The 26253-nt window shown below is 33.5% G+C and carries 21 protein-coding genes; 11 read left to right on the forward strand and 10 right to left on the reverse strand.

The window, feature by feature from the left end; all coding sequences use genetic code 11:
- The first annotated feature begins 6 nt into the window (after positions 1-6).
- A complete protein-coding gene (locus ABD011_RS13610) occupies positions 7-381 on the forward strand; it encodes a VOC family protein (RefSeq protein WP_343799107.1) in 375 nt (124 codons plus the stop codon).
- Positions 382-389: 8 nt separating this feature from the next.
- On the opposite strand, the gene ABD011_RS13615 is transcribed toward ABD011_RS13610, so the two are convergent.
- Positions 390-1169: a carboxypeptidase-like regulatory domain-containing protein gene (locus ABD011_RS13615; protein WP_129761335.1), complete on the reverse strand. Its 780-nt coding sequence runs from the start codon at positions 1167-1169 to the stop codon at positions 390-392.
- A gap of 96 nt (positions 1170-1265) precedes the next feature.
- Positions 1266-3071, reverse strand: coding sequence for a DEAD/DEAH box helicase (locus tag ABD011_RS13620; RefSeq protein ID WP_343799109.1), 1806 nt, complete (start codon positions 3069-3071; stop codon positions 1266-1268).
- Between the two features lie 268 nt (positions 3072-3339).
- Here ABD011_RS13620 and ABD011_RS13625 point away from each other — a divergent pair, with 268 nt between their 5' ends.
- On the forward strand, positions 3340-3834 hold the full coding sequence (locus ABD011_RS13625; RefSeq protein ID WP_343799111.1) for a hypothetical protein: 495 nt from the start codon (positions 3340-3342) through the stop codon (positions 3832-3834).
- A gap of 79 nt (positions 3835-3913) precedes the next feature.
- Here the strand turns inward: ABD011_RS13625 and ABD011_RS13630 are convergent, their stop codons facing one another.
- Together ABD011_RS13630 and ABD011_RS13635 are read right to left on the reverse strand one after the other, a co-directional pair.
- Complete coding sequence (locus ABD011_RS13630; protein ID WP_343799113.1) at positions 3914-4399, reverse strand: hypothetical protein; 486 nt, start codon at positions 4397-4399, stop codon at positions 3914-3916.
- A 100-nt stretch (positions 4400-4499) separates the two neighbouring features.
- Entirely contained in the window at positions 4500-5075 is a 576-nt protein-coding gene (locus ABD011_RS13635; RefSeq protein ID WP_343799115.1) for a non-canonical purine NTP diphosphatase, read from the reverse strand.
- 131 nt (positions 5076-5206) lie between these two features.
- Here ABD011_RS13635 and ABD011_RS13640 point away from each other — a divergent pair, with 131 nt between their 5' ends.
- A complete protein-coding gene (locus ABD011_RS13640; RefSeq protein WP_343799117.1) occupies positions 5207-7270 on the forward strand; it encodes a M3 family metallopeptidase in 2064 nt (687 codons plus the stop codon).
- 256 nt (positions 7271-7526) lie between these two features.
- Here ABD011_RS13640 and rlmH read toward each other — a convergent pair whose 3' ends face one another.
- From rlmH to ABD011_RS13655, 3 genes are read right to left on the reverse strand one after another with little or no spacing between them, the layout of a single operon-like run.
- Positions 7527-8000 carry a 23S rRNA (pseudouridine(1915)-N(3))-methyltransferase RlmH gene (gene rlmH, locus ABD011_RS13645; RefSeq protein WP_343799119.1) on the reverse strand — a complete coding sequence of 158 codons (474 nt, stop codon included), beginning with the start codon at positions 7998-8000 and terminating at the stop codon, positions 7527-7529.
- Positions 8000-8818 (reverse strand): hypothetical protein, encoded by an 819-nt coding sequence (locus tag ABD011_RS13650; RefSeq protein WP_343799121.1) that lies wholly within the window; start codon positions 8816-8818, stop codon positions 8000-8002. Before ABD011_RS13650 ends, rlmH begins: the two co-directional genes overlap by 1 nt.
- Before the next feature lie 14 nt (positions 8819-8832).
- Complete coding sequence (locus ABD011_RS13655) at positions 8833-9630, reverse strand: hypothetical protein (RefSeq protein WP_343799123.1); 798 nt, start codon at positions 9628-9630, stop codon at positions 8833-8835.
- 55 nt (positions 9631-9685) lie between these two features.
- Here ABD011_RS13655 and nadC point away from each other — a divergent pair, with 55 nt between their 5' ends.
- The 3 genes from nadC to priA are packed head-to-tail and all read left to right on the forward strand — an operon-like array spanning position 9686 to position 14033.
- Positions 9686-10546, forward strand: a complete 861-nt coding sequence (gene nadC / locus ABD011_RS13660; protein WP_343799125.1) for a carboxylating nicotinate-nucleotide diphosphorylase — start codon at positions 9686-9688, stop codon at positions 10544-10546.
- A 24-nt stretch (positions 10547-10570) separates the two neighbouring features.
- Positions 10571-11524 carry a YihY/virulence factor BrkB family protein gene (locus ABD011_RS13665; RefSeq protein ID WP_129761346.1) on the forward strand — a complete coding sequence of 318 codons (954 nt, stop codon included), beginning with the start codon at positions 10571-10573 and terminating at the stop codon, positions 11522-11524.
- Between the two features lie 55 nt (positions 11525-11579).
- Positions 11580-14033: a replication restart helicase PriA gene (gene priA, locus ABD011_RS13670; RefSeq protein ID WP_343799127.1), complete on the forward strand. Its 2454-nt coding sequence runs from the start codon at positions 11580-11582 to the stop codon at positions 14031-14033.
- Positions 14034-14036: 3 nt separating this feature from the next.
- Here priA and ABD011_RS13675 read toward each other — a convergent pair whose 3' ends face one another.
- Positions 14037-14732: a LytR/AlgR family response regulator transcription factor gene (locus ABD011_RS13675; protein WP_129761353.1), complete on the reverse strand. Its 696-nt coding sequence runs from the start codon at positions 14730-14732 to the stop codon at positions 14037-14039.
- Between the two features lie 199 nt (positions 14733-14931).
- Here ABD011_RS13675 and rpsF point away from each other — a divergent pair, with 199 nt between their 5' ends.
- From rpsF to ABD011_RS13695, 4 genes are all read left to right on the forward strand, one after another.
- Positions 14932-15270: a 30S ribosomal protein S6 gene (rpsF, locus tag ABD011_RS13680; RefSeq protein ID WP_129761354.1), complete on the forward strand. Its 339-nt coding sequence runs from the start codon at positions 14932-14934 to the stop codon at positions 15268-15270.
- On the forward strand, positions 15271-15570 hold the full coding sequence (rpsR, locus tag ABD011_RS13685; protein ID WP_187347862.1) for a 30S ribosomal protein S18: 300 nt from the start codon (positions 15271-15273) through the stop codon (positions 15568-15570).
- Between the two features lie 12 nt (positions 15571-15582).
- Positions 15583-16044, forward strand: coding sequence for a 50S ribosomal protein L9 (rplI, locus tag ABD011_RS13690; RefSeq protein ID WP_129761356.1), 462 nt, complete (start codon positions 15583-15585; stop codon positions 16042-16044).
- A 68-nt stretch (positions 16045-16112) separates the two neighbouring features.
- Positions 16113-16586 (forward strand): DUF6495 family protein, encoded by a 474-nt coding sequence (locus tag ABD011_RS13695; RefSeq protein ID WP_131508509.1) that lies wholly within the window; start codon positions 16113-16115, stop codon positions 16584-16586.
- A gap of 77 nt (positions 16587-16663) precedes the next feature.
- On the opposite strand, the gene ABD011_RS13700 is transcribed toward ABD011_RS13695, so the two are convergent.
- Complete coding sequence (locus ABD011_RS13700) at positions 16664-17905, reverse strand: ABC transporter permease (RefSeq protein WP_129761358.1); 1242 nt, start codon at positions 17903-17905, stop codon at positions 16664-16666.
- A 287-nt stretch (positions 17906-18192) separates the two neighbouring features.
- On the opposite strand from ABD011_RS13700, the gene hisS reads away from it, so the two are divergent.
- Entirely contained in the window at positions 18193-19563 is a 1371-nt protein-coding gene (gene hisS / locus ABD011_RS13705; protein ID WP_343799133.1) for a histidine--tRNA ligase, read from the forward strand.
- 60 nt (positions 19564-19623) lie between these two features.
- Here the strand turns inward: hisS and ABD011_RS13710 are convergent, their stop codons facing one another.
- Complete coding sequence (locus tag ABD011_RS13710) at positions 19624-26157, reverse strand: DUF8202 domain-containing protein (protein WP_343799135.1); 6534 nt, start codon at positions 26155-26157, stop codon at positions 19624-19626.
- Positions 26158-26253: the final 96 nt, after the last annotated feature.

Genomic DNA, 26253 nt, shown 5'->3' on the forward strand with positions numbered 1-26253 from the left:
TTTGGTATGAAACATAATATGGTAGGTTGGTTCGAAATTCCAGTAAATGATATGGATAGAGCCAAAGCGTTTTATGAAGCTGTTTTCAAGGTTGATATTCAAATTGTTGATTTTGGAGGTATGTTGATGGGGTGGTTTCCTTATGAAGAAGGAAAAGAAGGAGCAGCAGGTACTTTAATAAAACAAGATACATACATTCCTAGTCAAGAGGGAACGTTGGTTTATTTTATTTGTGAGGATGTACAAAACGAACTCGACAGAATTGAAGCAGCTGGTGGAAAACTATATCAACCAAAAACCCAAATTTCTCCTGAACATGGTTTTATGGCAGCGTTTATTGATACTGAAGGCAACAGAGTTGCGCTACATTCAAGAAGATAAAAGTGGAATTAAAACCTGCTAGGTCTGTTTCTGTTTAAGACCTTGTATTCTTCATAGCATTCGCTAATAGCATCCAAGATTTGAAGGTCGTTTGCTGTTTCAATAAAATCTTTGGAATAATTACAATGGCTGACAATTTCGTCAAGATCGTGTTTGTCAACCTGTAGCAATACGGTTAGCATTTCTCTATCAAAACGACTAGCTAAGTTATTTCTAATTTCGTCATCTTCTTTCATTTGCCTTAACTTTCTAAGTTCTTTAGGCTTTTTTCCGAAGATATTGTATAAGAAATCAGCAGGATTAAAAATAGCACCTAACACCTTGTTTACAGCGTTAGGTGAATTATTTCCTGCTTCATAACCTTTATTTGGTAAACCTGAAATGCTATATCTATAATTGGTTTTTATAGGCATTTGTTTAATGTCAACTTCTAGATATCCAGTAAGTTGTAATTGATTAACTACAACCTCTTCAAGCGCTAATGCCAATTCGGTTAACTCAATTTGAGTGTCTCCAAATTTTATCCAGTCGTTAGTAACACGTACTTTAATAGACTTGTAACCTAAGTATGACAAGTGTAGTGTGTCATTGGCTTCGGCTTTAATTTCAAAACGACCTTTGTCATCGGTTGAGGTACCAACAACTTGGTTGAGGTTAACAATATTTACACTTTCTAAAATACCACCAGTACTAGAACTTACAACAGTTCCTTTAACTGTAGTAGGGTCTTGCGAAAATCCTAGAGTTGTAAATAAAAAGAGTAAAATAGTGATATAATAATACCTCATAGCAATCATTTATGATATAAAAGTACTAAACAAAAAACATTTATAAGATTATACTTAAAAATTTTGACTAAAAATTAACAAGAAGGTTTAAAACCATTAACGTCTTGATCGTCTTGGACGTGATGACATTTTGCCGCTTCCTGAACTCTCTGAACGTCTTGATTTCCCTTCAGATTTTCTTCTGCTACTTCTGTTTCCTGAATCGTTATTAAAACCTGAGCGTCTTTCTGATCTTGGTTTGTCGCTACGTCTGCTTTTTCCACCACCATCACGACGTCTTTTGCGTCTGCTAGTGCCTCGTCCTTTGTCTTCAGATACTTCAACATTTACAAAACGTCCGTTGTATTTAAAGTCGGTAAAAAATGATAATACTTTCTCTTGTAATGCTTTTTCAGTATTAAAAAATGAAAAACTGTCTTTTACATCTACTTTAAAGACATCGTCTCTACCAAGTTCTAAAACTTCTTTTAAGAAATCTTTTAAACTCATCCAGTCATAGCCATCTTTTTTACCTACGTTTATAAAGTAACGTGTAGAGTTGCCATCATTACTACTATCGCGTTCGCTACTATGTTGAGCAGAAACATTAAGGTCGCTGGCTTTTTGATAGTAATTAAAGAAACGTGTAAACTCTACTGAAAAGAATTTTTTAATCAGTTCGTCTTTGGTAGTGTCTTCAAACAATTGATTGATGTTTTCAAGGTATTCATCAATTTCATGATTGATTTCAGTATTGTGGACTTTATTGGCTAGCGACATTAATTGTACTTCGCAAATTTCCATTCCGCTAGGAATTTCTTTTTGCTCAAAGTTCTTTTTAATGATGCGTTCAATGCTTTTTATTTTTCTTAATTCACTTTTAGAAACAATTACCATTGATACTCCAGTTTTTCCTGCACGACCTGTACGACCACTTCTGTGTGTGTAGGTCTCAATTTCGTCAGGTAACTGGTAGTTGATAACGTGTGTAATGTCGTCAACGTCAATACCACGAGCAGCTACATCAGTAGCGACAAGCATTTGTATTTGATTGTTTCTAAACGATTTCATAACCAAGTCACGTTGGTTTTGGCTTAAATCACCATGAAGTGCTCCAGCATTATAACCATCTTCAATAAGTTTTTCAGCAACTTTTTGAGTGTCGCGCTTTGTTCTACAAAATACTACCGAGAAAATGTCAGGATTAGCATCAGCTAGTCTTTTTAAGGCAGCGTATCTATCTCTTGAATTCACTAAATAGTATTCGTGAGATACTTGGTCACTACCAACGTTTTTGCTTCCTACGGTAATTTCTATAGGACTATGCATAAACTTTTTAGCAATAGTAGCTACTTCTTTTGGCATTGTAGCCGAAAACAACCAAGTGCTTTTATCTTTTGGTGTGTGCGATAAAATGTCAGTGATATCTTCATAGAATCCCATATTTAACATCTCATCAGCTTCATCTAAAACTGAATATTCAATTTTAGAAATATCAACCATATTTCGGCTAATCATGTCTTTCATACGACCAGGAGTTGCTACAATAATTTGTGCTCCTTTTTTTACCGATTTAGCTTGGTCAGTAATGCTTGCTCCTCCATAAATGGCAACAACATTTAATCCTTTACAGTATTTACCATATAGGTTTAATTCGTTTGCAATTTGTAAACAAAGTTCGCGAGTAGGAGAAAGTATTAACCCTTGAGTGGTTCTACTTTCAATATCAATTTTTTGTAACATAGGAAAACCAAATGCTGCGGTTTTACCTGTTCCTGTTTGTGCTAGTGCTACTAAATCACGTTCTTCTTGTAATAAAATAGGGATTGCTTGTGCTTGTACATCACTAGGGGTTTTAAAACCCATATCAGTAATAGCTTGTAATAGGTCGTCATTAAGACCTAAATCTTGGAATGTGCTCATTCGTTTTTTGTAAGTATTCGATTATGTTATGTAGTGTTACAACAGAAGCGAATCGACATACTTAACCTGAAACTTCTTGGTAACACATCCTCACCTTGAGGAATTTACAACGCATCTTTTTGCGTTTCAAGCGGCAAAGATACACTAATATTCCAATAAACAATATAACCTAAGTTAATGTGTTGTTGAACATTAAGTTTAAAAAATAAATCATTAACGTCTTTTATGACTATTGGTTTTGTTATATTCGGTTCTTTAAACTATAACTATGAAGAAATTATGTATTGTATTTGCCATGTTATTTATGGCATTTAATGTTCAAGCTCAAGAAACAACGATGTCTGATACAGACCAAGAGAAGATGACTCGAATGATGGAGTTAATGAGCCAAACTATTGAAATGGATGTGAATACCGAATTATTTAGTAAGGTAAGCACAAACGCCTATGTCTCTGAAGATCCAAAAGCTGTTATCATGGCTATGCTAACACCTGAAGATTATGAGACTTCAAAAGAAAAAATGAAAAATGATGTAGGTGACAAAATGGATATTAAAGATAAAGGTGAAACTGAAATTAATGGTGTAAAGGTTTTATACATGAAAGGAACTACTGAAGCAGAAGGCTCTGATCTTAATGTTGAAATGTACTGCATGGGAATTGATGATGAAACCTCTTTAATGTTTATTGGAATGGTTGATAAAACTGCAGATGCAAAATATGCTGAAGCTATAGAGAAAGCAAAAAACTCAGTAATTAAATAATCAAACCGAATTATAGGTAAAAAAAAATCCAGCGTTGGCTGGATTTTTTTAGTATATAGACGTTTAAAACGGTTGTCTTTTATTGGTGATAAGCACTGTTGTGAGCTAAAGCATTACCACAGTTACTACAGCTTCCAGCTGCACCAGCTCCTCCAGCACAACCATTATTACAAGTGTAATGCCATACACCATTTGCATTTTGACTTGGTTCGGTTTTTTGTGTTGTTGTAGGTGTGGTTATAGGTAAAGTTGTAGCAGGAGTATTGGTGTTAGGAGTGTTATGTGTTGTTGAATTATTCGTGTTATTGTGATAAGCTTGATTATGCTCTAACACGCTTCCGCAGTTACTGCAATTTCCAGCAACAGCAGCTCCATTAATACAACCACTACTACAGATGTAGTGGAAAAAATTAGCAGCAGTAATTTTCTTTTTTTCAGGTGCTTCTGATGTTTTTGTGGTTGCTTCAGTGTCTTGAGAAGTGGTAGGTTTAGCTTTGTCTTTACAAGAACTCAAAGTAATCATTGAGATACATAATATTGAAGCGATAATTTTAAAATAGTTCATAATCTTATTTTTTGGCTTGGACTAGTATACGCAATTTTTCTATTCTTTTCTAAAGAAGTCTAAATTTTATGATTTTTTAAAACTAGCACTAGATAGCGTTTTAGTGGTTGTTTAAAAAAGAAATCAATTGGGAAACAGCTTTTCCTCTATGTCCAATACTGTTTTTTTCTTCCAGAGTTATTTCGGCAAAGGTCTTGTCATAACCGTTAGCTTTAAAAATAGGATCGTAACCAAAACCAGAATCACCATATTTGGTTTCGGTAATGCAACCTTCACAAATACCAGTAAAGGTGTTTAGAGTCCCATTTAATACTAAAGCAATAACGGTTTTAAAATGAGCGTTTTTGTTAGGCTTGTCTTTTAAGTTCAGTAGTAACTTATCCATATTGTCGTTTGCATCACGTTGTGGCCCTGCATAACGTGCCGAAAATACTCCAGGAGCACCTTGTAAAGCTTCAACTTCTAAACCAGTATCGTCAGCAAAACAATCATAACCATAATGTTGCTTAACGTATTCGGCTTTTTGTATCGCATTGCCTTCAATGGTGTCTTGAGTTTCAGGAATGTCTTCAAAACAACCTATATCTTTTAAACTTAATAATTGTATAGTATCAGGAATAAGCTTTTGTACTTCGTTGAGTTTGTTAAGGTTGTTGGTGGCAAATACAAGTTGCATTTCTTAGTGTTTAATTTCAACCAAAAGTACAATTATATACGTTGAAACAAAAACAGAATACCTGTATGGATTTTTAACAGTAAATAATAGTTTTTGAATGTTATCTTTGTTGAAACAATAACACATTTTTTATGAAAAAACTAGTTTACTCATTTTCACTAATATTACTTATGAGTTGTTCCGATAAAGAAGAAAAACCACAAAAAGAACTATCAGCCGATAATCCATTTAATGTAGAATTAAATCAACCGTTTGATTTTGCAAATGTAACAGGAGCTGCTATTGAAGAGTATGTAGATGTTACTATTGACAACTCTGTACAAGTTATTGAAGAGATTAAAAAAGGAAGCACTCCTACATTAGCTAATACATTTGAAGCTTACGATGGTGTTAGCAATGAATTGTCCAAAGCGTATAGTAATGCGTTTTTGATGTACTGGACTTCAACCGATTCAATAACAAGAGCAAAAGGTTTAGCATCTTCACAAAAGATAGACTCATTAATGACTGTGTTAGGAGCAGACAAAGCGTTGTTTGCACAGTTAAAGAAGTTTAAGGATTCTGATGCCTACACACAATTAGAAAAGCGTAAAAAGCGATTTGTTGATGGTGTGATTGAAAATTTTGAGCAATCTGGTGTTAATCTTGACGAAGCAAAACTTGAAAGATATAAAGCTTTACGATCTGAAATTACTGATTTGACATCTCAGTATTCTACAAACATGAATACTGCAGATTTGGTATTAAAGCTAGATGAAAAAGGAGCTAAAGGTTTACCTGAAAGTTTTAAAGCAACGTATAAAACCGAAGCAGGTTACGAAATTCCAGTAATGTCTTCAACTAGAGGTCCTGTTATGGATAATGCAGTTGAAGAATCTACTAGAAAAGAATTTGATAAACTTTATGCAAATAGAGGAGCAGATAAAAACCTTGATGTGTTAGAGCAGTTGGTTAAAAAGCGTTATGAATTAGGACAGCTAATGGGTTATAACTCATTTGCCGAATATAACTTAGTAAATAAAATGGCTAAAAACCCTGAAAATGTTTGGGAGTTTGTTAACGGTTTAGTAGCGGAATCTAAAGAGAAAGCAATTAACGATATAGAGGTTTTAAAAGCACAACGAGCTAAAGCTTTTGGAATTGATGAGAGCTTGCCTATTAATTCTTGGGATTTAAGTTTTTATAAAAACGAAATATTAAAAAACAACTATAAAGTAGACAACGAAAAAATACGCGAATATTTACCAATGGATGCGTGTTTAGGTGGATTGTTTGATATTTATCAAGAGCTATTAGGTCTTGAGTTTAAAAAAGATGAAACTGCTACAGTATGGCATGAAGACGTTGAAGCTTATAAAGTGTATGAAGGAGATAAATTGAAAGGACGCTTTTATTTAGATTTATATCCAAGACCAAATAAAGAGTCGTGGTTTTACTGTGTACCTCTTTCATCAGGAAAACAAACAGCTGAAGGTTATGAAGTTCCTGTAGCGATGTTATTAGGAAACTTTACAAAACCAACCGAAACAATGCCTTCATTGTTAAGTCATAATGAATTAAATACTTTGTTTCACGAGTTTGGACATATAATGGATTCTATGTCTTACGAAGGTGAATATAGCTTACAAGAAGGTACAAAGTCTGATTTTGTTGAAGCTATGTCTCAAATTTTTGAAAACTGGACTTGGGATTACGACATCTTAAGTTCGTTTGCAAAACATTATAAAACTGGAGAGGTTTTTCCTAAAGAGTTGTTTGATAATATGGTAAACGCAAAAAATGTATCTTCAGGTCTTTCAGCACAAGGATCATTAAGACGTTGTATTTATGATATGAATTTATACGATAAATATGATCCAAATCAACCATTAGATACAGACCAGTTATGGAAAGATATTGATGCTGAAATGAATGTAATGGATTGGTATGTTGAAGGAACACATCCTCAAGCAAGCTGGATTCACATTAATACACACCCAACTTACTATTATGGTTACTTGTGGTCTGAAGTGTATGCGCAAGATATGTTTACAGTTTTTGAGGAAAACGGATTGAGAGATCAAGAAACTGGAGTTAAATACAGAAAATTAATACTTAGCAACGGAAGTCAAAGACCTGTTAATGAGGTTGTAGAAGAGTTTTTAGGTCGACCATCAAACAATAAAGCATACATTAAAAGTTTGGGCTTAGAGTAGTCTTTGTAACATTTTGTTGTTTTTGACGTCCTATAAGTATGAGAAAAATAATACTTATAAACGCAATTGTTTGGGCAGCTTTAATACTTGTTAATTCATTTTTGTTTAAAGATCATGATAATTGGAAATATATGTTTTTGTTCCTTATATCAGGTTTTACAATAGTAAACTCTCTATTATTAACTAAGCATAAAAGAAAAACAACTTGTAAATAAAGCAAGAACAGATAAAAAAAGATGCCATTTGGCATCTTTTTTTATCTATGGTGGTAAGGTTCGTTTCTTAAAATAGTAAAACCTCTATAGAGTTGTTCAACTATAAATAATCGCACCATTTGATGCGAAAAAGTCATTTTAGATAAAGACAGTTTGCCTGCTGCTTTGCTGTAAACTTCTTCTGAAAATCCATAAGGTCCACCAATTACAAATACAAGCTGCTTAATGCCTGAGTTCATGTGTTTTTGTAAGTAATTGGCAAAAGCAACAGAATCTAGTTGTTTTCCTTTTTCGTCAAGTAAAATTAATACATCTGTTGGGTTAAGTTTGTTTAAAATAAGTTCGCCTTCTTTTTGCTTTTGCTGTGTTTCGCTTAGGTTTTTTGAGTTTTTGATATCTGGTATAATTTCAAGCTCAAACTTAATATAGAACCCAAGGCGCTTTGTGTACTCGTCAATTAATGATTGAAGCGCTTTACTATCTGTTTTGCCTATGGCTAATAGTTTTATGGTCATTAGAAACAGTGGTCTTTGTGGTAATAAACGTTATGTTTTTCAAATATTCCAAACCCATTAATAATATACTTATCTATGGTTGTTTGCAAATCGTTTTTGTAAATACTCCAATCATCATTAGTAATTAACTCCTTTATACTTTTATCACTAAGATGACCACCACTTAAAAGATATTCTCCATTTGGTTTTAATATTAGTAAGTTAAACTGTGAGACGTTAGTGAGGAATTTAAGTTTTAAGATGCCTTTGTTTTGTATTAAATCTATATCCTTATACTTTTCAGCAAGATTTTGGTCAAGATTATACATGTAATTGATGTTTACTGGGTGTTTCTTTTCAAATTTCTTTTTACATTTTTTAGACTTTTTTATACTTTTTTTTATAGTCTTATTATGAGATGTTTCAGTAAGCTTGAATTGGCTTGTTCGATAACGATTTTTCAATAAATCTTGCACAGAGTCGGGTAGTCTTACGTGACTGTCATGCAATTTTTTTTGGGTTTCAAAACTATAAAGTTTATCAATGTATTTTACAATGATAATTTGGTTACTTTTTGTAGTGTCTTTTATTAATAGTTTATAAACTTGTTCATACTCTTCAGGTTCTATTTTACCAAAGTCATATTTAAGGGTAACTTTATATATATCTAGAGTATCTGTTGATTGTCTTAGGCATTTATAGGCTAGTCTATTGCATTTTTTGTAAAACTCTAAGGATTCAATTTCTTTAGAATTTTCATCATAGAATTTACTCTCTTGCGAGAAACATAAGCTAATGTTAAGTGTAAAGAATAGACAAATAAATAAATTGAACTTCATTTGAGATTTATTGATTAAATATTACCATAAAAATAGCATTTATATTTGTTGTTTTTTTTAGAACTGTTCAATGAGTTTATTCTTAAATTTTTTAAAAACCCTTTAGGTGTTTTTGTGTTTTTAGTTTTAGCATTTTCAAGTGCTTCAATATAGGGAGTCCAATCATTAGTGTCAAGAAGTTCTAAAATAAATTTCTGATTGATTTCAGTAAAATAAAAATAATGACCATTTGGTTTTAATATAAGCATACTGTCTTGATTGTTGTAGAAGAAAAGCTTGTTAAGTAGCTGAGATATTTGCTTCCAATTAAAAGTTTCAGTGTCGTAAAAATAACCAGCAAAGCTTCTGTAAAAATAGAGTCGAACTCTGTTGTTTGACGTAGCTTTTTCTATACATTTTTTTTGATCAGAAATATATTCTTTTGCCTTTATGTGATAATTGTCTTTTGTGATTTGATGGTTTGGGTGCATTTGTCTATAGTGTAAATGATTCAGAAGGTTATCTCTGTAAGTGATAATTAGTGTTTTGTCATCTAATTCTAAAATTTCAGAATCACGTTTTAGTACTCCTAAAACTTGTTGGTAATCTTTGGTATTAAGTTTTCCAAATTTATAATTTTCAAAAACTAAATATCCTGTCATGGAATCATTCTTAATGGTTTGGCAATTAAATAAGAATGAATCGCATTTTTTGTTGTAGGTTGCTTTATCAATTAACCCTAAATTTTCATCTAAATAAATTTTGGTTTGAGAAAATGAAGAAGGCAGACTAAAAAACGCAGCAAAAATTAAAACTATTTTTTTTAAAGACATTAGAATATTTCTATTAAAAATACTATATTTTCGTATAGTTCAAAATAACAAAAAAATGATAAGCGAAGCTCAATTCCATAAAGAAATAGAAATAATTATTACCAATGCCATAAGAGAAGATGTTGGTGATGGTGACCATAGCTCACTAGCATGTATTCCACTTACAGCTAAAGGAAAAGCTAAACTACTGGTTAAAGATAATGGGATAATAGCTGGTGTAGAGTTTGCGAAACTTATATTTAAGCATGTAGATAAAAACTTAAAAGTGCAAACATTTATCAACGATGGACGTAATGTAAAAAAGGGAGACATTGTGTTTTATGTTGAAGGGTCTTCGCAATCTATTTTAAAGGCAGAACGACTTGTGCTTAACTCTATGCAACGTATGAGTGCTATTGCAACCAAAACAAAACAGTTTGTAGACTTACTTGAAGGTACAGGAACCAAAATTTTAGATACTCGAAAAACAACACCAGGAATTAGAGCTCTTGAAAAATGGGCTGTAAAAATTGGTGGAGGTGAAAACCATAGGTTTGCTCTTTATGACATGATTATGCTTAAGGATAACCATATTGATTTTGCAGGAGGAATTACTAAAGCTATAGAAAAAACCAAGCAATATTTAGAAGACACAGGAAGAGATTTAAAAATAATTGTTGAAGCTAGAAATCTTGATGAAATTAAAGAAATCTTGCAAAGTGATGGTGTTTACCGAATTTTGATTGACAACTTTAATTTTGAAGACACTAAAAAAGCTGTAAAGCTAATAGGAGATAAATGTTTAACAGAATCTTCTGGTGGTATCAACGAAAAAACTGTTAGGCAATATGCACTTTGTGGTGTTAATTATATTTCATCAGGCGCATTGACGCACTCAGTTTATAACATGGATTTAAGTTTAAAAGCAGTAGAGTAAGATAATAATCTTAAATAGCAAAACGTGACCAAACCCATTGAAGATAAACTTGAAAAGTTACCAGTAATCAACCTGCTTGTTAGGTTTTTAAAACAGATAAAATTGCCAGGTCTTGAAGGCTTATCTGTTTATGATTTGATGGAGCTTTACTTTATGGGAATTGTTAAAGGCGCTCTAACAACAAGAGCAAGTGCAATTGCTTTTAGTTTTTTTACTGCTATTTTCCCGTTTTTACTGTTTGTCATTATTGTAATTCCATACATTCCTATTGACGATTTTCAAATTAAGTTTGAGCAGTTTCTAAATTCGTTTTTACCTCCTCAAACATCAGATTTTTTCTTCTCAAATATTTTTGAAAACATTAGCGGAAGTGGAGGAGCAGGTTTGTTATCATCGGTTTTTTTATTGTCTATGTTACTAATGGCAAATGGCGTAAATGCAGTGTTTTCTGGTTTTGAAAATTCTTATCATGAACAACTCACAAGAAATGTGTTTCAGCAATACCTCTACGCACTAGGGATTGCTTTAATCTTAGCATTTTTAGTACTGCTAACCGTTGCGGTGTTTGGATACTTTCAAATTTATGTGATACAACCCATATACCAAGGCATTACAGGTAAAGATGTCTTAGAGAGTGACTCAGGTTTGGGATGGATTGTGTTTGCAAAATACATGTTTTTTGTTTTAATGGTGTATTTAGCAACAGCTACTTTGTACTATTTTGGAACTAAAGAAGGTAGAAAATCTCGTTTCTTCTCGATAGGCGCATTATTAACCACTTTATTAATAATATCAACGTCTTACCTTTTTGGTATTTACATAAATAACTTTTCGCAATACAATGAACTCTATGGTTCTATTGGAGCTTTGTTAATACTGTTATTGTATTTATGGTTAAATTCTAATATTTTATTATTGGGTTATGAACTTAATGCTTCCCTACATGTGTTGAGAAAGTACAACATTAAAAATGATTAACTAAAGTGTTTTAAAAATAAGTGTTTATTTTCAGTAAACAGTTTACCTTTGGCTTATGCCAAATTTTATAGACGTCATACTTCCAATTCCTTTAGAAAAACTATTTACGTATAGTATTACTGAAGCCGAAGCCAATTTTTTAAAGCCTGGTATGCGTGTGTCTGTGCCTTTTGGTAAATCTAAAATTTACACAGCTATAGTGCATAGTGTTCACAATATTGCTCCAGTGGTTTATGAGGCTAAAGACATTCATCAAATACTCGATGAAACACCTGTAGTTATGCAAACTCAATTACAACATTGGCATTGGATTTCTAGATATTATATGTGTTCGGTAGGTGAAGTTATGCGTGCAGCATTACCAAGTGCATTTTTGTTGGAAAGTGAAACTATAATCACAAAAAATAAAGATAGGGTTGTTAATGATGAAGACTTAAAAGACGATGAGTTTTTGGTTTATGAGGCTTTACATCATCAGTCATCATTAAAGATTCAGGATTTGATGTCTATTTTAGATAAAAAAAATGTACTTCCTGTTATAAAGCGTTTACTCGAAAAAAATGCAATTACTGTTGAAGAAGAAATTTATGAAAAGTACAAGCCTAAACTAGTTCGTTATGTAAAATTACATTCTAGTTTTTCTTCAGAAAAAGCACTTCAAAATTTGCTAGAAGAATTAGGAAGAGCGCGCAAACAAAAAGAAGTTGTGTTAGCCTTGTTTTCAATTTCTGCACAAACCAAAAAGCCAGTTAAAGTTTCAGATTTAACCAATCAAAGTGGCGCGTCTTCAACTATTGTAAAAGCTTTAATAGATAAAGATATTCTCGAAGAGTATTTTATTCAAACCGATAGAGTACAATATGAAGGTGAAGAAAATGAAAGCTCAAAACAATTAAACGAACACCAGGAAAAAGCGTTAGAACAAATAGAACAGTCTTTTCAAAGCCAAAATATAACACTGTTGCATGGTGTAACTTCTTCAGGTAAAACTGAAATTTATGTCAAGCTCATTGAAGAGGTTTTAAAACAAAACAAACAAGTATTGTATTTGTTGCCAGAAATTGCTTTAACAACCCAACTGGTAAATAGGCTGCAAAACTATTTTGGCGAACAAGTATCGGTATTTCACTCCAAGTATTCGGTTAACGAGCGTGTTGAGGTGTGGAATAATATGTTAGACAATTCACCAAAAGCACAAGTAATTTTAGGAGCTCGGTCTTCGGTATTGCTACCATTTCATAATCTAGGATTAATTATCGTAGATGAAGAACACGAGCAATCCTATAAACAATTTGATCCTGCGCCAAGGTATCATGCAAGAGATACAGCTATTGTTTTGGCAAACATGTTTAAAGCAAAAACACTTCTAGGTTCAGCAACACCAAGTCTGGAGAGCTATTACAATGCAATGCAAAATAAGTATGGTTTTGTAGAGCTGAATCAGCGTTACAATAATGTGATGATGCCAGATGTTGAGCTAATCGATATTAAAGATAAGCACAAAAGAAAGCGTATGAATGGTCATTTTAGTGATAGAATGATTGAAGAAATGACCGAAACGCTTGAAGAAGGTCATCAAATTATATTGTTTCAAAACCGAAGAGGGTTTTCTCCAATTGTTGAGTGTAATACCTGTGGGCATTCACCACAATGTCCAAACTGTGACGTGAGTTTAACCTTTCACCAATATAAAAATGAATTACGTTGTCATTACTGTGGCTATCACATGGCAATGCAGCAGCAATGTCAAGCTTGTGGAAGTGTAGAAATTGATAGTAAAGGATTTGGCACTGAGCAAGTAGAAGAAGAGGTGAAAGCGTTGTTTCCTAACCATAAAGTAGCTCGTATGGATTTGGATACAACCAGAGGAAAATATGGTTATGAAAAAATAATTACAGCTTTAGAGCAACAGGAAATAGATATTTTGGTAGGAACACAAATGCTTACCAAAGGATTGGATTTTAGAAATGTAAAGCTTGTAGGAATCATGAATGCTGATAATATGCTTAATTTTCCTGATTTTAGAGCGCATGAGCGCAGTTTTCAATTAATGTTACAAGTTGCAGGTAGAGCAGGAAGAACCGATAAGCGAGGAAAAGTACTCATTCAAACTTATAATCCTTATCATCGTATTTTACAGCAAGTCTCTACCAATAATTATGTGGAGATGTTTAATGAGCAAATGAATGATAGACATAATTATAAATATCCACCATTGTATAGGCTTATTAAAATTACACTGAAGCATAGAGATTTTAATAAAGTCAATTTTGCAGCCGACTGGTATACAAAATCATTACGACAAGTTTTTAGGGATAATGTGTTAGGGCCTGAGTTTCCTCCTGTGTCTAGGATTAGAAATTTATATCATAAAAACATTTTGGTGAAAATACCACCAAAACAGTCACTATCAAAAACTAAAGAAGCTATTATTAAAATTAATAATAGCTTCCAAAGTGTTAAAGATTTTAGACCTGTAAGAGTAGTTTTAAATGTCGATAATTATTAAAGTTTAAATGTTGTTTAACGCATCAACAAGTTGTGTCTTTTTATTTCTACTTAAAGGAATTTCATAAGCTCCAACTTCAACATTCTTACTGTTAAATCGGTCTACTTTGTCAAGATTTACGATATACGATTTATGAATTCTTAAAAACTTACCTTCAGGTAGTTCTTTTTCAAAAGCTTTCATTGTAGATAATACTACTAAGCTATTTTCTTCGGTTACTAATTTTACATAGTCACCAAGAGCTTCAATCCATTTTATATCTTTAATGTATACCTTACGTTTTTTAAGGTTACTTTTAACAAAGATGTGCTCGCCATCAGTTTCATTAAAATCTAGCTTTAATTTATGCTGTTCTAATGCTTTTTCAACAGAAGTGTTAAAACGTTCTCTAGTGATTGGTTTTTGCAGATAATCAGTAGCATCATAATTGAAAGCCTTAAATGCGTATTCTGTTTTTCCTGTAACGAAAATAATTTGGGGTTTGTTGTTAAGTACGTCTAAAAGTTCAAAACCATTTAAAACAGGCATTTCAATATCTAAAAAGATAAGGTCTACCTTATGAGTATTTAATCCGTTTTTTGTTTCTAAAGCACTACTATATTCTGCAATAAGGTTAAGTGAGGAGTGGTTCTCAATTAACTTTACAATAGATAATCGTTGGATTGCAGAATCATCAACTACTACACAATTTAAAGTCATAACATTATTATATTTTAGGTTAAGATATCGACAATAGTACGAAAAATTCGGATAAAAACCAAAAAACATCGGTAAAGTGTTTCTTTTAACAAAATTTTAACACTATTACGATAACTGCATTTTTCCTTTCAAAAATGTTGCCAGAATTAGAAATAATAGTTATTTTTGCACCCATTTTTAATTATAAAATTATATTTATATGAACCATTATGAAACTGTTTTCATCTTAAATCCCGTTTTATCTGAGACTCAGATAAAGGAAACAGTACAGAAATACGAAGATTTTCTTGTTTCTAAAGGAGCGAAGATGATAGCCAAAGAAGATTGGGGCTTAAAAAAATTAGCTTACCCAATTCAAAACAAAAAAAGTGGATTTTACCACTTATTTGAGTACACTGTAGATGGCGAAGTAATTTCTCCGTTAGAATTAGAATTTAGACGTGATGAGCGTTTTATGCGTTATTTAACAGTGAAATTAGACAAGCATGCTATTGCTTGGGCTGAAAAGAGAAGAACTAGAAACAAACAAAAAGCGTAAATTATGTCTTCAATTGAACAACAAGCAAAAGGAAAAAAAGATGGAGAAATTAGATATTTAACTCCATTAAATATAGATACCTCTAAAACGAAAAAATATTGTCGTTTTAAAAAGTCTGGAATCAAATACATCGATTATAAAGACCCAGATTTCTTATTAAGTTTTGTAAACGAGCAAGGTAAGTTATTACCAAGACGTTTAACAGGAACTTCTTTAAAATACCAAAGAAAAGTATCTGTAGCAGTAAAAAGAGCGCGTCACCTTGCGTTGATGCCTTATGTAGCAGATTTATTAAAATAAAATAACATAACTATGGAACTTATATTAAAACAAGACGTTGAAAATTTAGGATTTAAAGACGATATTGTAACAGTTAAGAACGGTTATGGTAGAAACTTTTTGATTCCTCAAGGACATGCTGTTATGGCAACAGCTTCAGCTAAAAAAGTATTAGCTGAAACTTTAAAGCAAAGAGCTTTCAAAGAAAAGTCAATTATTGAAGAAGCTAACAAAACTGCAGAGTTACTTAAAGGATTAGAAATTAAAATCGCTGCTAAAGCTGGTGCTGGTGCAACTGCTGGTGATAAATTATTTGGTTCTATTACTAATATAGACCTTGCTAATGCTTTAAATAACCAAGGACATGCTATTGAAAAGAAATACATTTCTATCAATGGTGGTAACATCAAGCGTTTAGGTCAATACGAAGCTGTAATCAGACTTCACAGAGACGTAACTGTAGATTTACCGTTTGAAGTTGTAGCAGAAGCTTAATATTCAAAAATAATATCTTTAAAAGCCTCAACTATGTTGGGGCTTTTTAATTACAAAAAACATTAGCAATGAAATACGCTAGACTTACTAAAGAACAATTTGAAGAACTCCATAAAGAGTTTATAAACTTTTTAGCAACCCAATCTATCACTGCAGATGAATGGGCAGACATAAAGGTTAATAAACCTGAAGTAGCCGAACAAGAGTTAGATGTGTTTAGTGATTTGGTTTGGGAAGGTGTGTTGACTAAAGTTAATTACCTAGAGCATATATCGCCTCAGCAAATGCATTTGTTTCATCTTAAAGAGAACGAAATGGAACTAATTGCTATTAAAATTAAAAATGAGACTACTGACTTAACAACAAGCGAAGGTTTTGACTGGTTTAGAAACAACCTCTTGTCTGATGATGTTGAGTTACTCACTGCAAAAAAGACTTATACTGAAGACAAAGCCTTAGATAAATTTAAATTAATACAACAAGGAGGCGTAATTACTAAAGGTGATTTATATAGGTATTTCGAGAACCTAATAAAGAAGTAAATAGATTTCTTTATTTTTCAGCTAACAGCTAACAGCTAACAGCTAACAGCTAACAGCTAACAGCTAACAGTTAAAAATTATTCATACCTCAAAGACTCTACAGGATCCAGTTTTGCTGCTTTAACAGCTGGTAGTAATCCTGAAACTATAGCTACAACAAATGCAATAGTGAATGCACTAAACATCGCTAACCAAGGTATAGCAAATTGAAATTTAGCTACTGTTGCTACTATCAACCCAATACACGTACCTAGAATAATACCTAAAATACCACCTAGTTGTCCAATGATAATGGCTTCCATAAAAAATTGAAACGCTATTGTTTTTCGTTTAGCACCTAAAGCTTTTCTAACTCCAATTTCACGAGTACGCTCAGAAACCGAAACAAATAAAATATTCATTAGTGCTATTGATGACCCAAAAATGGTAACAATACTTATTATCCAAGCAGCCAAGTAAAGGTATTTGGTCATTTCACCAATACGATTAATAAGGTCATCGCTACGTTCTATTCCAAAGTTATTCTCTTCAATAGGATTAAGACCTCTAATGTTTCTAAACAATAAGATGGCTTCGTCTTGTGCACCTTGTAAGAAATCTTTTTTGTCAACTTTAACGCTTAAACCGTAATTAATATTAGGGCTAGTAAATATACTTCTTGCTTTTTGTAACGGAATGAGCATTCGTAAGTCTTGGTTGTTTCCAAATGTAGACCCTTTAGATTTTAGCACACCTATCACTTTAAATTTTGCACCTCTAACACTTATGGTTTTGTTAATAGGGTTAACATCGCTTAATAGTGCTTTTTCTAAATCGCTACCAATAACACATACGTTGTTATTGTTGTGTACATCAAAATAATTTAAAGCTCTTCCTTTTTCTATTTCAAGACCCGAATTTTGGATGTAATGCTCATTAACACCTAAAACCGCTACTTCAGGATCTGTTTTTAAGTTTTCGTGTTTTGCTTCTGCAGTTGAAGTGCCAAAAAATGAAATAGACGTTCTGGTGTAAGGAAAATCATAAGCGTCTTCAAACGCCTTTACATCTCTATAACTAATAATAGGGTTTATTTTTTGACGTTCGCCACCACTTTGTCGTTGTGCGTTAAACTCGTAACGCTGCAAGTTAAATGTGTTGGCTCCCATTGAAGAAAAATCACTAGAAATAGTATTCTCTAAAGCCGATACACTACTTAAAATACCTACCAAAGCCATAATACCAATACCAATAATAAGTATAGTTAAAATAGTACGTAGTAACTGGGTTCTTATAGAGTCAAAAGCAATTTTTATATTCTCTTTAGCGAGTGAAAACATAAATTAAGATATCATGTAAAGGGTTATGTTATAGTATAAGACTACAAAAGCACAATAAAGTTACTATAAATTTGAAATAACTTGGCATTGCCTATAAAAATATAATATTTTTGTGCTGAATGAAATGAATTTACATGGATTTCATCTGTCACACTGAGCCTGTCGAAGAGTTTGTTTACGCAAGCAGACACTAAATTATAAGGTAGAATTAGATGATTGTGCTCTAAATGACAATAATAATTATAAAGTTTCACTAAAAAAGATTTCTGCTTTCGCAGAAAGTTAACATGGCACAAAAACCTAGTATACCAAAAGGCACAAGAGATTTTAACCCAATAGAGGTAGCAAAACGCAATTATATTTTTGACACTATAAAAGCACAGTTTCAGCACTTCGGGTTTCAACCTATTGAAACACCAAGTTTTGAAAACTCTGACACCTTAATGGGTAAATATGGTGATGAAGGCGACCGATTGATTTTTAAGATTTTGAATTCTGGGGATTATTTGTCAAAGGTTGATAATAAATATTATTTAGATAAAGATTCTAATAAACTTACACCTTATATCTCCGAAAAAGCCCTTCGTTATGACCTTACAGTGCCATTTGCGCGTTATGTAGTGCAACACCAAAACGAAATTGACTTTCCGTTTAAGCGCTACCAAATGCAACCAGTTTGGAGGGCAGATAGACCGCAAAAAGGACGTTTTAGAGAGTTTTACCAATGCGATGCTGATGTTGTTGGATCGCAATCTCTTTGGCAAGAAGTGGAGTTTGTACAATTATATGATGCAGTATTTTCGGCTTTAAAGCTAGAAGGAGTGACTATAAAAATCAATAACCGTAAAATACTTTCAGGTATCGCAGAGGTTATTGGAGCGCAAGATAAACTCATTGATTTTACGGTAGCTCTAGATAAACTTGATAAAATAGGAGAGGAGAAGGTAAAAGAGGAAATGCTTAGTAAAGGTATTTCTAAAGAAGGTATTGAAAAACTACAACCGCTTTTTGAATTGCAAGGCGATTTCTCAGAACAAATTGAAGCACTAAAAGCTATTCTTTCGGTTTCTGAAGAAGGTAAAAGAGGTATTGAAGAACTGGAGTTTATCAATACAGCAGTTTCAGAATTAAAATTACAAACTGCCAACTTGCAATTAGACGTTACTTTAGCAAGAGGACTTAACTATTACACAGGAGCTATTTTTGAAGTGTCAGCTCCAGAAGGTGTAAAGATGGGTTCTATTGGTGGAGGAGGAAGATACGACGACCTTACCGGAATATTTGGACTTAAAGATGTGAGTGGAGTAGGGATTAGTTTTGGTTTAGATAGAATTTATCTGGTACTTGAAGAACTTAATTTATTTCCTGAAACCATATCAGAAAGTATAAAAGTGCTTTGTATTAATTTTGGAGAAGCTGAAGCGTTAACCTGTTTAAAAGCAATAAAAGTATTAAGAGCTCATGGTATTAATGCAGAGTTGTATCCTGATGCTGCTAAAATGAAAAAGCAAATGAATTATGCCAACAAAAGAGCAGTACCTTACGTTGTGCTTGTTGGTGAGTCTGAAATGAGTAGCAATACTTTTACGCTTAAAAATATGGCTAATGGCGAACAGCAGCAGCTATCGCTTGAAGATTTAATTACTACTTTACAATAAAAAAAGCCCTGATTTCTCAGGGCTTTTTATTTAGTTAAGATTTTAAAGATTTGGGAGAAATTATTTAACTAAAACTTTCTTTGATACTGAACCGCTCACAGTATGAATTTTAATAATATAAGTTCCTGTACTTAAGTTCTTAACTTCATACTCAGAATTGTTGCTCTGAGATATATTGTCAATTGTTGTAATAGATTGCCCTAAAATGTTTAGCATTTCCATATGTTTAACTTCTAGTAATCCAGGGTTTAGTAAAACAATGGTTTTGGAAGTGTTATCATAATAAACATCTACTAGATTCAATTCATTATCTTCAATACCCAATGCAGAGTCTTCTGCGCTAAAGGTTATTTCATAAGTGTCTAGATGTTCTCCAGCATCCAAATAAAAATTAAAATCGCCTTCGCTTAAGTTATGATAAGCGTCTGTTATCTTGTTGTGAATGTAAACTGTTAAGTCTTCTGGAGCGTTTTGTAACGCATCAATAGTAATGGTGTTCATACCATCAGTTTCAACCTTTATACCTAATGGATATACTGTATCTTCGTTAGCTTCATTACTACCTTGTATAAGATATTTTTCGCCTTCAATCATCCAGAACATATCATCAATTTGGTTTTCATTTATCTTTCCATCGTAACCCCAATCAATATCTAAAGTTGCGTTTTCATCAATTGTAAGTAACAGCTGTCTTCTAATGGTATTAACAGAGTTAAGCCCAAGTCTTAGTTTTAATCTGTCGTCAGAGCTGTCAACAGAATTAGTTGTTACATCATAGTCGCTATCCGATGAACTTGATTGTCTCACAAATACTGATTGTGACCCACTTTCTCCATCGTAAGTTCCGTCTTCAATTCGGTAAATACGTTGACCGTTATTGAAATTGATTTTTCCACCAGCATCAGCTGATACGAAGAATCCTTGACTTACAGGAATATATCGTCCTGGACGTTTTACAGGCGTACCACCAGTACCAACATCAGGATCGTTTGTTCCGTAAGAAGAAGCTGGTAAGCCACCTGAAAGGTTTAAAGTAGCATAACCACCTTGGTATTCAGATAGTACGTGAGAGCCTCCTCCCCAATGTTCCCAGAAGTATAATGTTCCTGTAATTGTTGAGCCATTATCGTTAATAAACTGAACTGCGTCAATGGCAGAAGGGTAAGGGTTACCAACTAAGTAGTCGTTGTTAACCGCTAGGTCTAGGTCGTTTGTGCCACTAAACCCAATATCTCCATTGTTAGGTTTTCCTAAGAACGTATAGTTTTGGTCGGTTAATATTGAACCAGAACCAGGTCCTTTCATAGTAAACCCTTCACCTGCTAATAAGTTACCAGATTGACGTACATGCTGCCACGATGAATAATCTCCTGAAGCTTGACTAGCAAATTTCCAAATCCAATAATCAGCAATTGTTACTGCAGGTGAGGTGTTAGATCCATCATATCCTGAAGAAGTAAAGACTATTGGGTTTGCGCCATTATCGTTATACATAACATCTGATACAGTATAGCTATTATTGTTTGTAACTGAACTTCCAGTTCCAACAGGAGATGACCAGTAGTTGTATGTAAAGGTATCAGCAGTTCCTTGTTGGTCGCGTTCTAAAGTACCTTCACTTTGTACATCAAGGTCACTATCTATAGTTTGTATTAATTGCGACTCACCTTCAAGGTCAATTTTAGCATTTGGTTGACCATTTCCTATAGATAAATAATGCGTTACTGTTACACCATTTCCTGTATGTGTCGTGTTGTTCCCTGTTACAGTCAGTTCATTGTTATCAACAAAAAGACCTAATAATAATCTGTTGTTGCTTTTTCCTGAAGGAAGAGAGCTGTTATCCATAGTTATATTGTGAGAAGTTTCTACAATATTCCAATCGATAGTTTGGGTATTATCCATTGCTGAAACTGAACCAGGAGCATATTGTAATGATCCATTTAACCATGTGTTATTAGTGTCCCAGCTTCCATTGTTATTAGATATATAAGGAAGTGGAGCTGTTTGTCTATCTACAGTTCTTAGATGTCTTAATGCACCTTGATTACCATTACCAGATTCATCCTTAGTGTTTGTGTACGTATATCTAGTCATTGGGTAGTAGGCAGCTAAGCTAGACCATGGCACTGTACCAATGTCGTTTTTGGTAGGAGTAATTCCTCGACTAATAAAGTAAGACCCACCAACAAAACTAGAGTTGTTTTCTATTTCTTGATTCATTACAAATCGTAATTGGTCTTCGGTAAGTGCTACATCCCATATTCTAACTTCATCAATATTACCTCTAAAGAAAGCTGTAGGAGTATTTTTGTTTGCAGCTCCAATATAGAATGATTGTGTTGTAGGTATTGGAGCAGTTCTACTAAAGGATGAATCCCTTACTCCATCAATATATAGTGTTGCAGTACCAGATCCATAAATAATGGCAACATGATGCCATTCATCTTCTGGAATTGGTTGGGTGGATGAAAGTTGCTGTGTTGATCCTCCATTTTCCCATATAACATTTAACCTTCCTGAACTTGATATTTTAAAATCATAACCTTCAGTAAATGGTTCATTTCTTTTAGAAAGAATTGATGTGTTGTTTGATCCAGATTCTCTGTTTATCCATGCAGATATTGTAAATTCAGAAGAATTAAGGTCTACAGCGTCTTCCATATCTATGTAGTCTGTACTTCCGTTAAAGTAAACTGATCTGGTGTAAACTCTTTCTGGAGCCCAACCAAAAGTAATGTATTTAGTGCCATCAAAATCATAATTAGCTTTTACAATTGGCTCGCCAATTTCGTTAACGTCTTCAGTCATTACTCTGTAATCTGCTGTTGGGTCAAAATTAGGTGTGTCAGAAATAAACATTAAATAACGACCGTCTGGAGGAGTAGCTGTTCTAACAGCACTTCTTAGAATTGCGACTTCAACAGAAGGAATGTCTCCACCTCTTTCAACAACTTTCCAAGTTCTTGCTATTCCGTTAAATTGTACCCAAGTTGATAAACCTGGAGTTATGCTAGAGCTCATGTTAACATCAACAATTACAGCTGGATCATCTAAATCAACACCATCATTTCCCCAAATCAAGAATTGTTTGTCTTGTAATTGAGTGTCAGGGTTTAAGTTATTTGTGTCATATATGCTAGATATACCCATTGTAACAACACCTTGACCTCTGGTTCCTCCATCTAAATCATTGTTAACACTTCTAGATTGTTTTTGTAATAAATCTGAAGCATCGTCACGCCCAATTCCTGCTATGTCATAATTAAACACGTCTTCACTAGGTGTTCCTGTATTGACATCCCAAATTACAGTTCCGTCACTGTCTACATAATCATGAGATGTACCATTAACTCCTAAAGTAATTCCATACTTAATCGCTAAATAAGATTGAATACGGTTACGCTCTTGTGTTAAGTTTGCATCGTCTTTTCTAGATGAGAAAGTGATGATTTCACAAACTCTTGCATTTAATGTAGCTTCCCAACCTTCACTACGCCCAATCCAATATTTTGAGTCACTTACATTTAAAAATTCAACAACATCATTTTGTGCATATTCTATGTTGTTGGCATTGTAATAAAGCTCTTGTTGTGTTACAGCTGTATTGTTTCTTGCATTAATAATACCTACATTATCATAAGATGTGTTTTGATCATATACTGCATATCCATCTCTATTAGGGCAACTTCCACCTGTGCTATACGTTCCAATAGCAAAAGCAATACTTTCATTACAAACACGACCAGTATAATCACCCATACCTATACCAGTTGCATCAGTTTCATTTGTGCCAGTATCAGCATCTCCACAAAAAGTATCCATAAACCCAAAGGAGTCATTTATAGCTGTATCATCAGGTATTAATACCACAAACATATCTTGGGTGTATAGACCACCATCACCTTCTAAAAATTGAGTGTTGGTATTGTCGTATGAAAAGTCAGAATCTAAATTAAAAGATGAAAATGTATTGTCAAACTCTACTACTGGGTTGAAATTTACATTTCTGTAAGGATTGTCATAATATGTTGGTTCTTGACCTGGCGTGTTTACTGTAGCATCGTTATCTTTACTTTGGTCAATCCATAAACTAACGCTTTGTCCATCTGTATAGCCTAGTCCGTCATTTCCTTTAAGCCATAACTCTAAATCGCTAGTAACACCTCCTGGAGCTGTAGAACCAGATCCTTCAATGTTGAAGGTGTAAGGGTTTTCGTCACTATCATTGTTAGCTATGGTAACTGTAGCTGTACGTGTACCTACTGCACTTGGGTCAAAAGTAATATCAAAAGTGGTACTGCTACTAGAACCAATTGTATTAGAAGGTATAGAAGTTACTGTAAAATCACTAGCATTGGTACCTCCAATTAATACATATGGAGAACTACCAGTAAGATTTAAGTCTAGTAAATTTCCATTGTTTTGTATCGTAAATGTTTTTACAATAGTTCCTCCTGTAACATTAGTATTACCAAAATTAGTATTATCAGAAGGAGATGGAGTAGTGTCTCCACTCACTATTGTTGTTCCGTTTCCTTGTATGTTTATTTCTGGAGCAGTAGTGTACCCATTACCTTGAATATTAAAAGTATATGGGTTTTCGTCGCTATCGTTATTTGCTATAGATACTATTGCTGTTCTTAAGCCTGCAGCACTAGGAGTAAATGTTATGGTAAAAGTGGTGCTGCCTCCTGCAGAAATTGAACCTGAAGGATTTGCGGTGAGTACAAAGTCTCCAGGATGTAATCCGGAAATTGAAATATAGGGAGAAGGGTCTGTTAAATTTAAAGTTGCTGATCCTGTGTTTTGAATGGTAAATGTATTTGCATTAGATCCTACAGATACAAATTCAGAGCCAAAATCAGTGTCATCAGTAGCCGATGGTGTTGTGTCATTGTTGTTTATGGTGTTACCATTTCCAACTAAGTTAATTTCAGGTTGTGGTGTACCTGAAGTAATATTTATGGTGTAGTCTTCTACTTCACCATCAAAATTAGTTTCGCATGATGTAGGATCTGAATTATATTTAGCAGAAACACGCATTCTTGTGTTTCCTATTGTTGCTCCAATAGGAACAGTTACACTCAATGGAGAATTATTTGTAGCTCCATTTGTAACATTGTATGCGCTACCCATATCATATTCTTCACCAGAATCACCAAAGCTTCCGTTTTGGTTCCAATCTATCCAAACTTTTGCATGTGCAGAGTAGCTTCCATCGGTATTAACATTGATCGTTAAGTTATATGAATTGCCTTGAGAAACTGAAGTTGAAATATGAGTGAAATCTTCGTAGCCTATATCTTTATTAGGGCCGTCACTGTTGTCTATAGTGTTAAATACAACTCTAGTAACTCCAGTTTCATATGAGGTGTTACCAGATGATGCACAATAAGTAATTGAAGGGCTGAAATTCACTACCTGAATCTCATGAGCCATAGTATTACCACTTCTATGAGCCCAATGTGCTGCTTGCGTGGTTGAGTTAAAGTAATAATTACGCCAGCCTCTACCATAGGCTGTACCACCGCCACTAGAGGTAGAGGTACCAATGATTAATGCTTCATTAGTACTGCCTAAACCAGCAGATGAAATATTAATGCTTGTTTCTCCAGAAGAATTACTCGTGTCAGTATATCTTGTAACTTGAATATTTGGGTTGTTTACTACGTGAACAAATTGGCGATTGCCATTGGTTTGAGCATCATGATCACCATGAAAAGCCCAAGAAACAGTTTGGTTATTTCCTCCAGGACTCATAACTGGCCAGTTGTCTGCGATAGCATTGTCAGTACCATTATCACTCATATTTCCTCTATGGTGCGTAAAAATCATAGCTTCGCTCCAATCAGAAACACTAGCAGTTCCTCCAGAACTTCCATTAGCATTAGTTCGTAAAGTGATATTACCAGTATCTGTATTTACACTTCCAGAATCACCATGAAGTATAGTCCAATTGCTACCAGTAAATTCTACCAAAGTGATATAAACAGTAACATTATCAGCATTTGAACCTTTTTGTACACGCATTGTAGATGCGTTTTCAAGATACGCAATTGCTGAACCAGAATCTGAACCAGCCGATGATGCGCTGTTTACAATACCAGTAATAAAAGGAATACAGTCGTTAGCGTTACTAATACCAGTTAAAGATTGAGTAACATTGTTAGTGCCTCCATTTAGTGTAATTGTATATCGACCTCTAACTATAAATTCATTAGCACCTCCTGGAGACCCTGTGTACTCCCAAACAGATGCGTTAAATTTAGTGTTATTGTTAGTTGAATTACCTTCTCTGTAATAAGTGACTGTATTGGTTGCTGTTAATCTAATAGCTCCAGATACATCTCTTCCAGGAGCAGTTGACGAATTTTCGTCAGATCTGCCAGCTTGAGCTAATCTGTTGTTGTTATTTAATACAAAGGCATTATTTAGAGAAGAAACAGCTGTTATTGATGATGTAGCTCCTGTTCTTGGCACGTTTCTATCAAGATGTTGCACATTGAAATCTTGAGAAAAAGTAATAGTCGAAACTAAAAGTACACATAATATTATAAGGTACTTACATACTGTGAAAGTATAATTTTTCATAAGCGGTTAAATTTTAGTTTGGGACTAACTAATTAATTAAAAGCGATACAAATATATAAAAACACTCCATGAAATGCAAAAAAAACCGATAAAGTG

It is taken from the genome of Gaetbulibacter jejuensis, assembly GCF_039524015.1.
In the GTDB taxonomy this organism is placed as follows: Bacteria; Bacteroidota; Bacteroidia; order Flavobacteriales; family Flavobacteriaceae; genus Gaetbulibacter_B; species Gaetbulibacter_B jejuensis.

Coding starts and splice junctions, on each gene's coding strand:
- ABD011_RS13610 (WP_343799107.1), top strand. CDS start 7: ATGAAACATAATATGGTAGGTTGGTTCGAAATTCCAGTAAATGATATG.
- ABD011_RS13615 (WP_129761335.1), bottom strand. CDS start 1,169: ATGAGGTATTATTATATCACTATTTTACTCTTTTTATTTACAACTCTA.
- ABD011_RS13620 (WP_343799109.1), bottom strand. CDS start 3,071: ATGAGCACATTCCAAGATTTAGGTCTTAATGACGACCTATTACAAGCT.
- ABD011_RS13625 (WP_343799111.1), top strand. CDS start 3,340: ATGAAGAAATTATGTATTGTATTTGCCATGTTATTTATGGCATTTAAT.
- ABD011_RS13630 (WP_343799113.1), bottom strand. CDS start 4,399: ATGAACTATTTTAAAATTATCGCTTCAATATTATGTATCTCAATGATT.
- ABD011_RS13635 (WP_343799115.1), bottom strand. CDS start 5,075: ATGCAACTTGTATTTGCCACCAACAACCTTAACAAACTCAACGAAGTA.
- ABD011_RS13640 (WP_343799117.1), top strand. CDS start 5,207: ATGAAAAAACTAGTTTACTCATTTTCACTAATATTACTTATGAGTTGT.
- rlmH (WP_343799119.1), bottom strand. CDS start 8,000: ATGACCATAAAACTATTAGCCATAGGCAAAACAGATAGTAAAGCGCTT.
- ABD011_RS13650 (WP_343799121.1), bottom strand. CDS start 8,818: ATGAAGTTCAATTTATTTATTTGTCTATTCTTTACACTTAACATTAGC.
- ABD011_RS13655 (WP_343799123.1), bottom strand. CDS start 9,630: ATGTCTTTAAAAAAAATAGTTTTAATTTTTGCTGCGTTTTTTAGTCTG.
- nadC (WP_343799125.1), top strand. CDS start 9,686: ATGATAAGCGAAGCTCAATTCCATAAAGAAATAGAAATAATTATTACC.
- priA (WP_343799127.1), top strand. CDS start 11,580: ATGCCAAATTTTATAGACGTCATACTTCCAATTCCTTTAGAAAAACTA.
- ABD011_RS13675 (WP_129761353.1), bottom strand. CDS start 14,732: ATGACTTTAAATTGTGTAGTAGTTGATGATTCTGCAATCCAACGATTA.
- rpsF (WP_129761354.1), top strand. CDS start 14,932: ATGAACCATTATGAAACTGTTTTCATCTTAAATCCCGTTTTATCTGAG.
- rplI (WP_129761356.1), top strand. CDS start 15,583: ATGGAACTTATATTAAAACAAGACGTTGAAAATTTAGGATTTAAAGAC.
- ABD011_RS13695 (WP_131508509.1), top strand. CDS start 16,113: ATGAAATACGCTAGACTTACTAAAGAACAATTTGAAGAACTCCATAAA.
- ABD011_RS13700 (WP_129761358.1), bottom strand. CDS start 17,905: ATGTTTTCACTCGCTAAAGAGAATATAAAAATTGCTTTTGACTCTATA.
- hisS (WP_343799133.1), top strand. CDS start 18,193: ATGGCACAAAAACCTAGTATACCAAAAGGCACAAGAGATTTTAACCCA.
- ABD011_RS13710 (WP_343799135.1), bottom strand. CDS start 26,157: ATGAAAAATTATACTTTCACAGTATGTAAGTACCTTATAATATTATGT.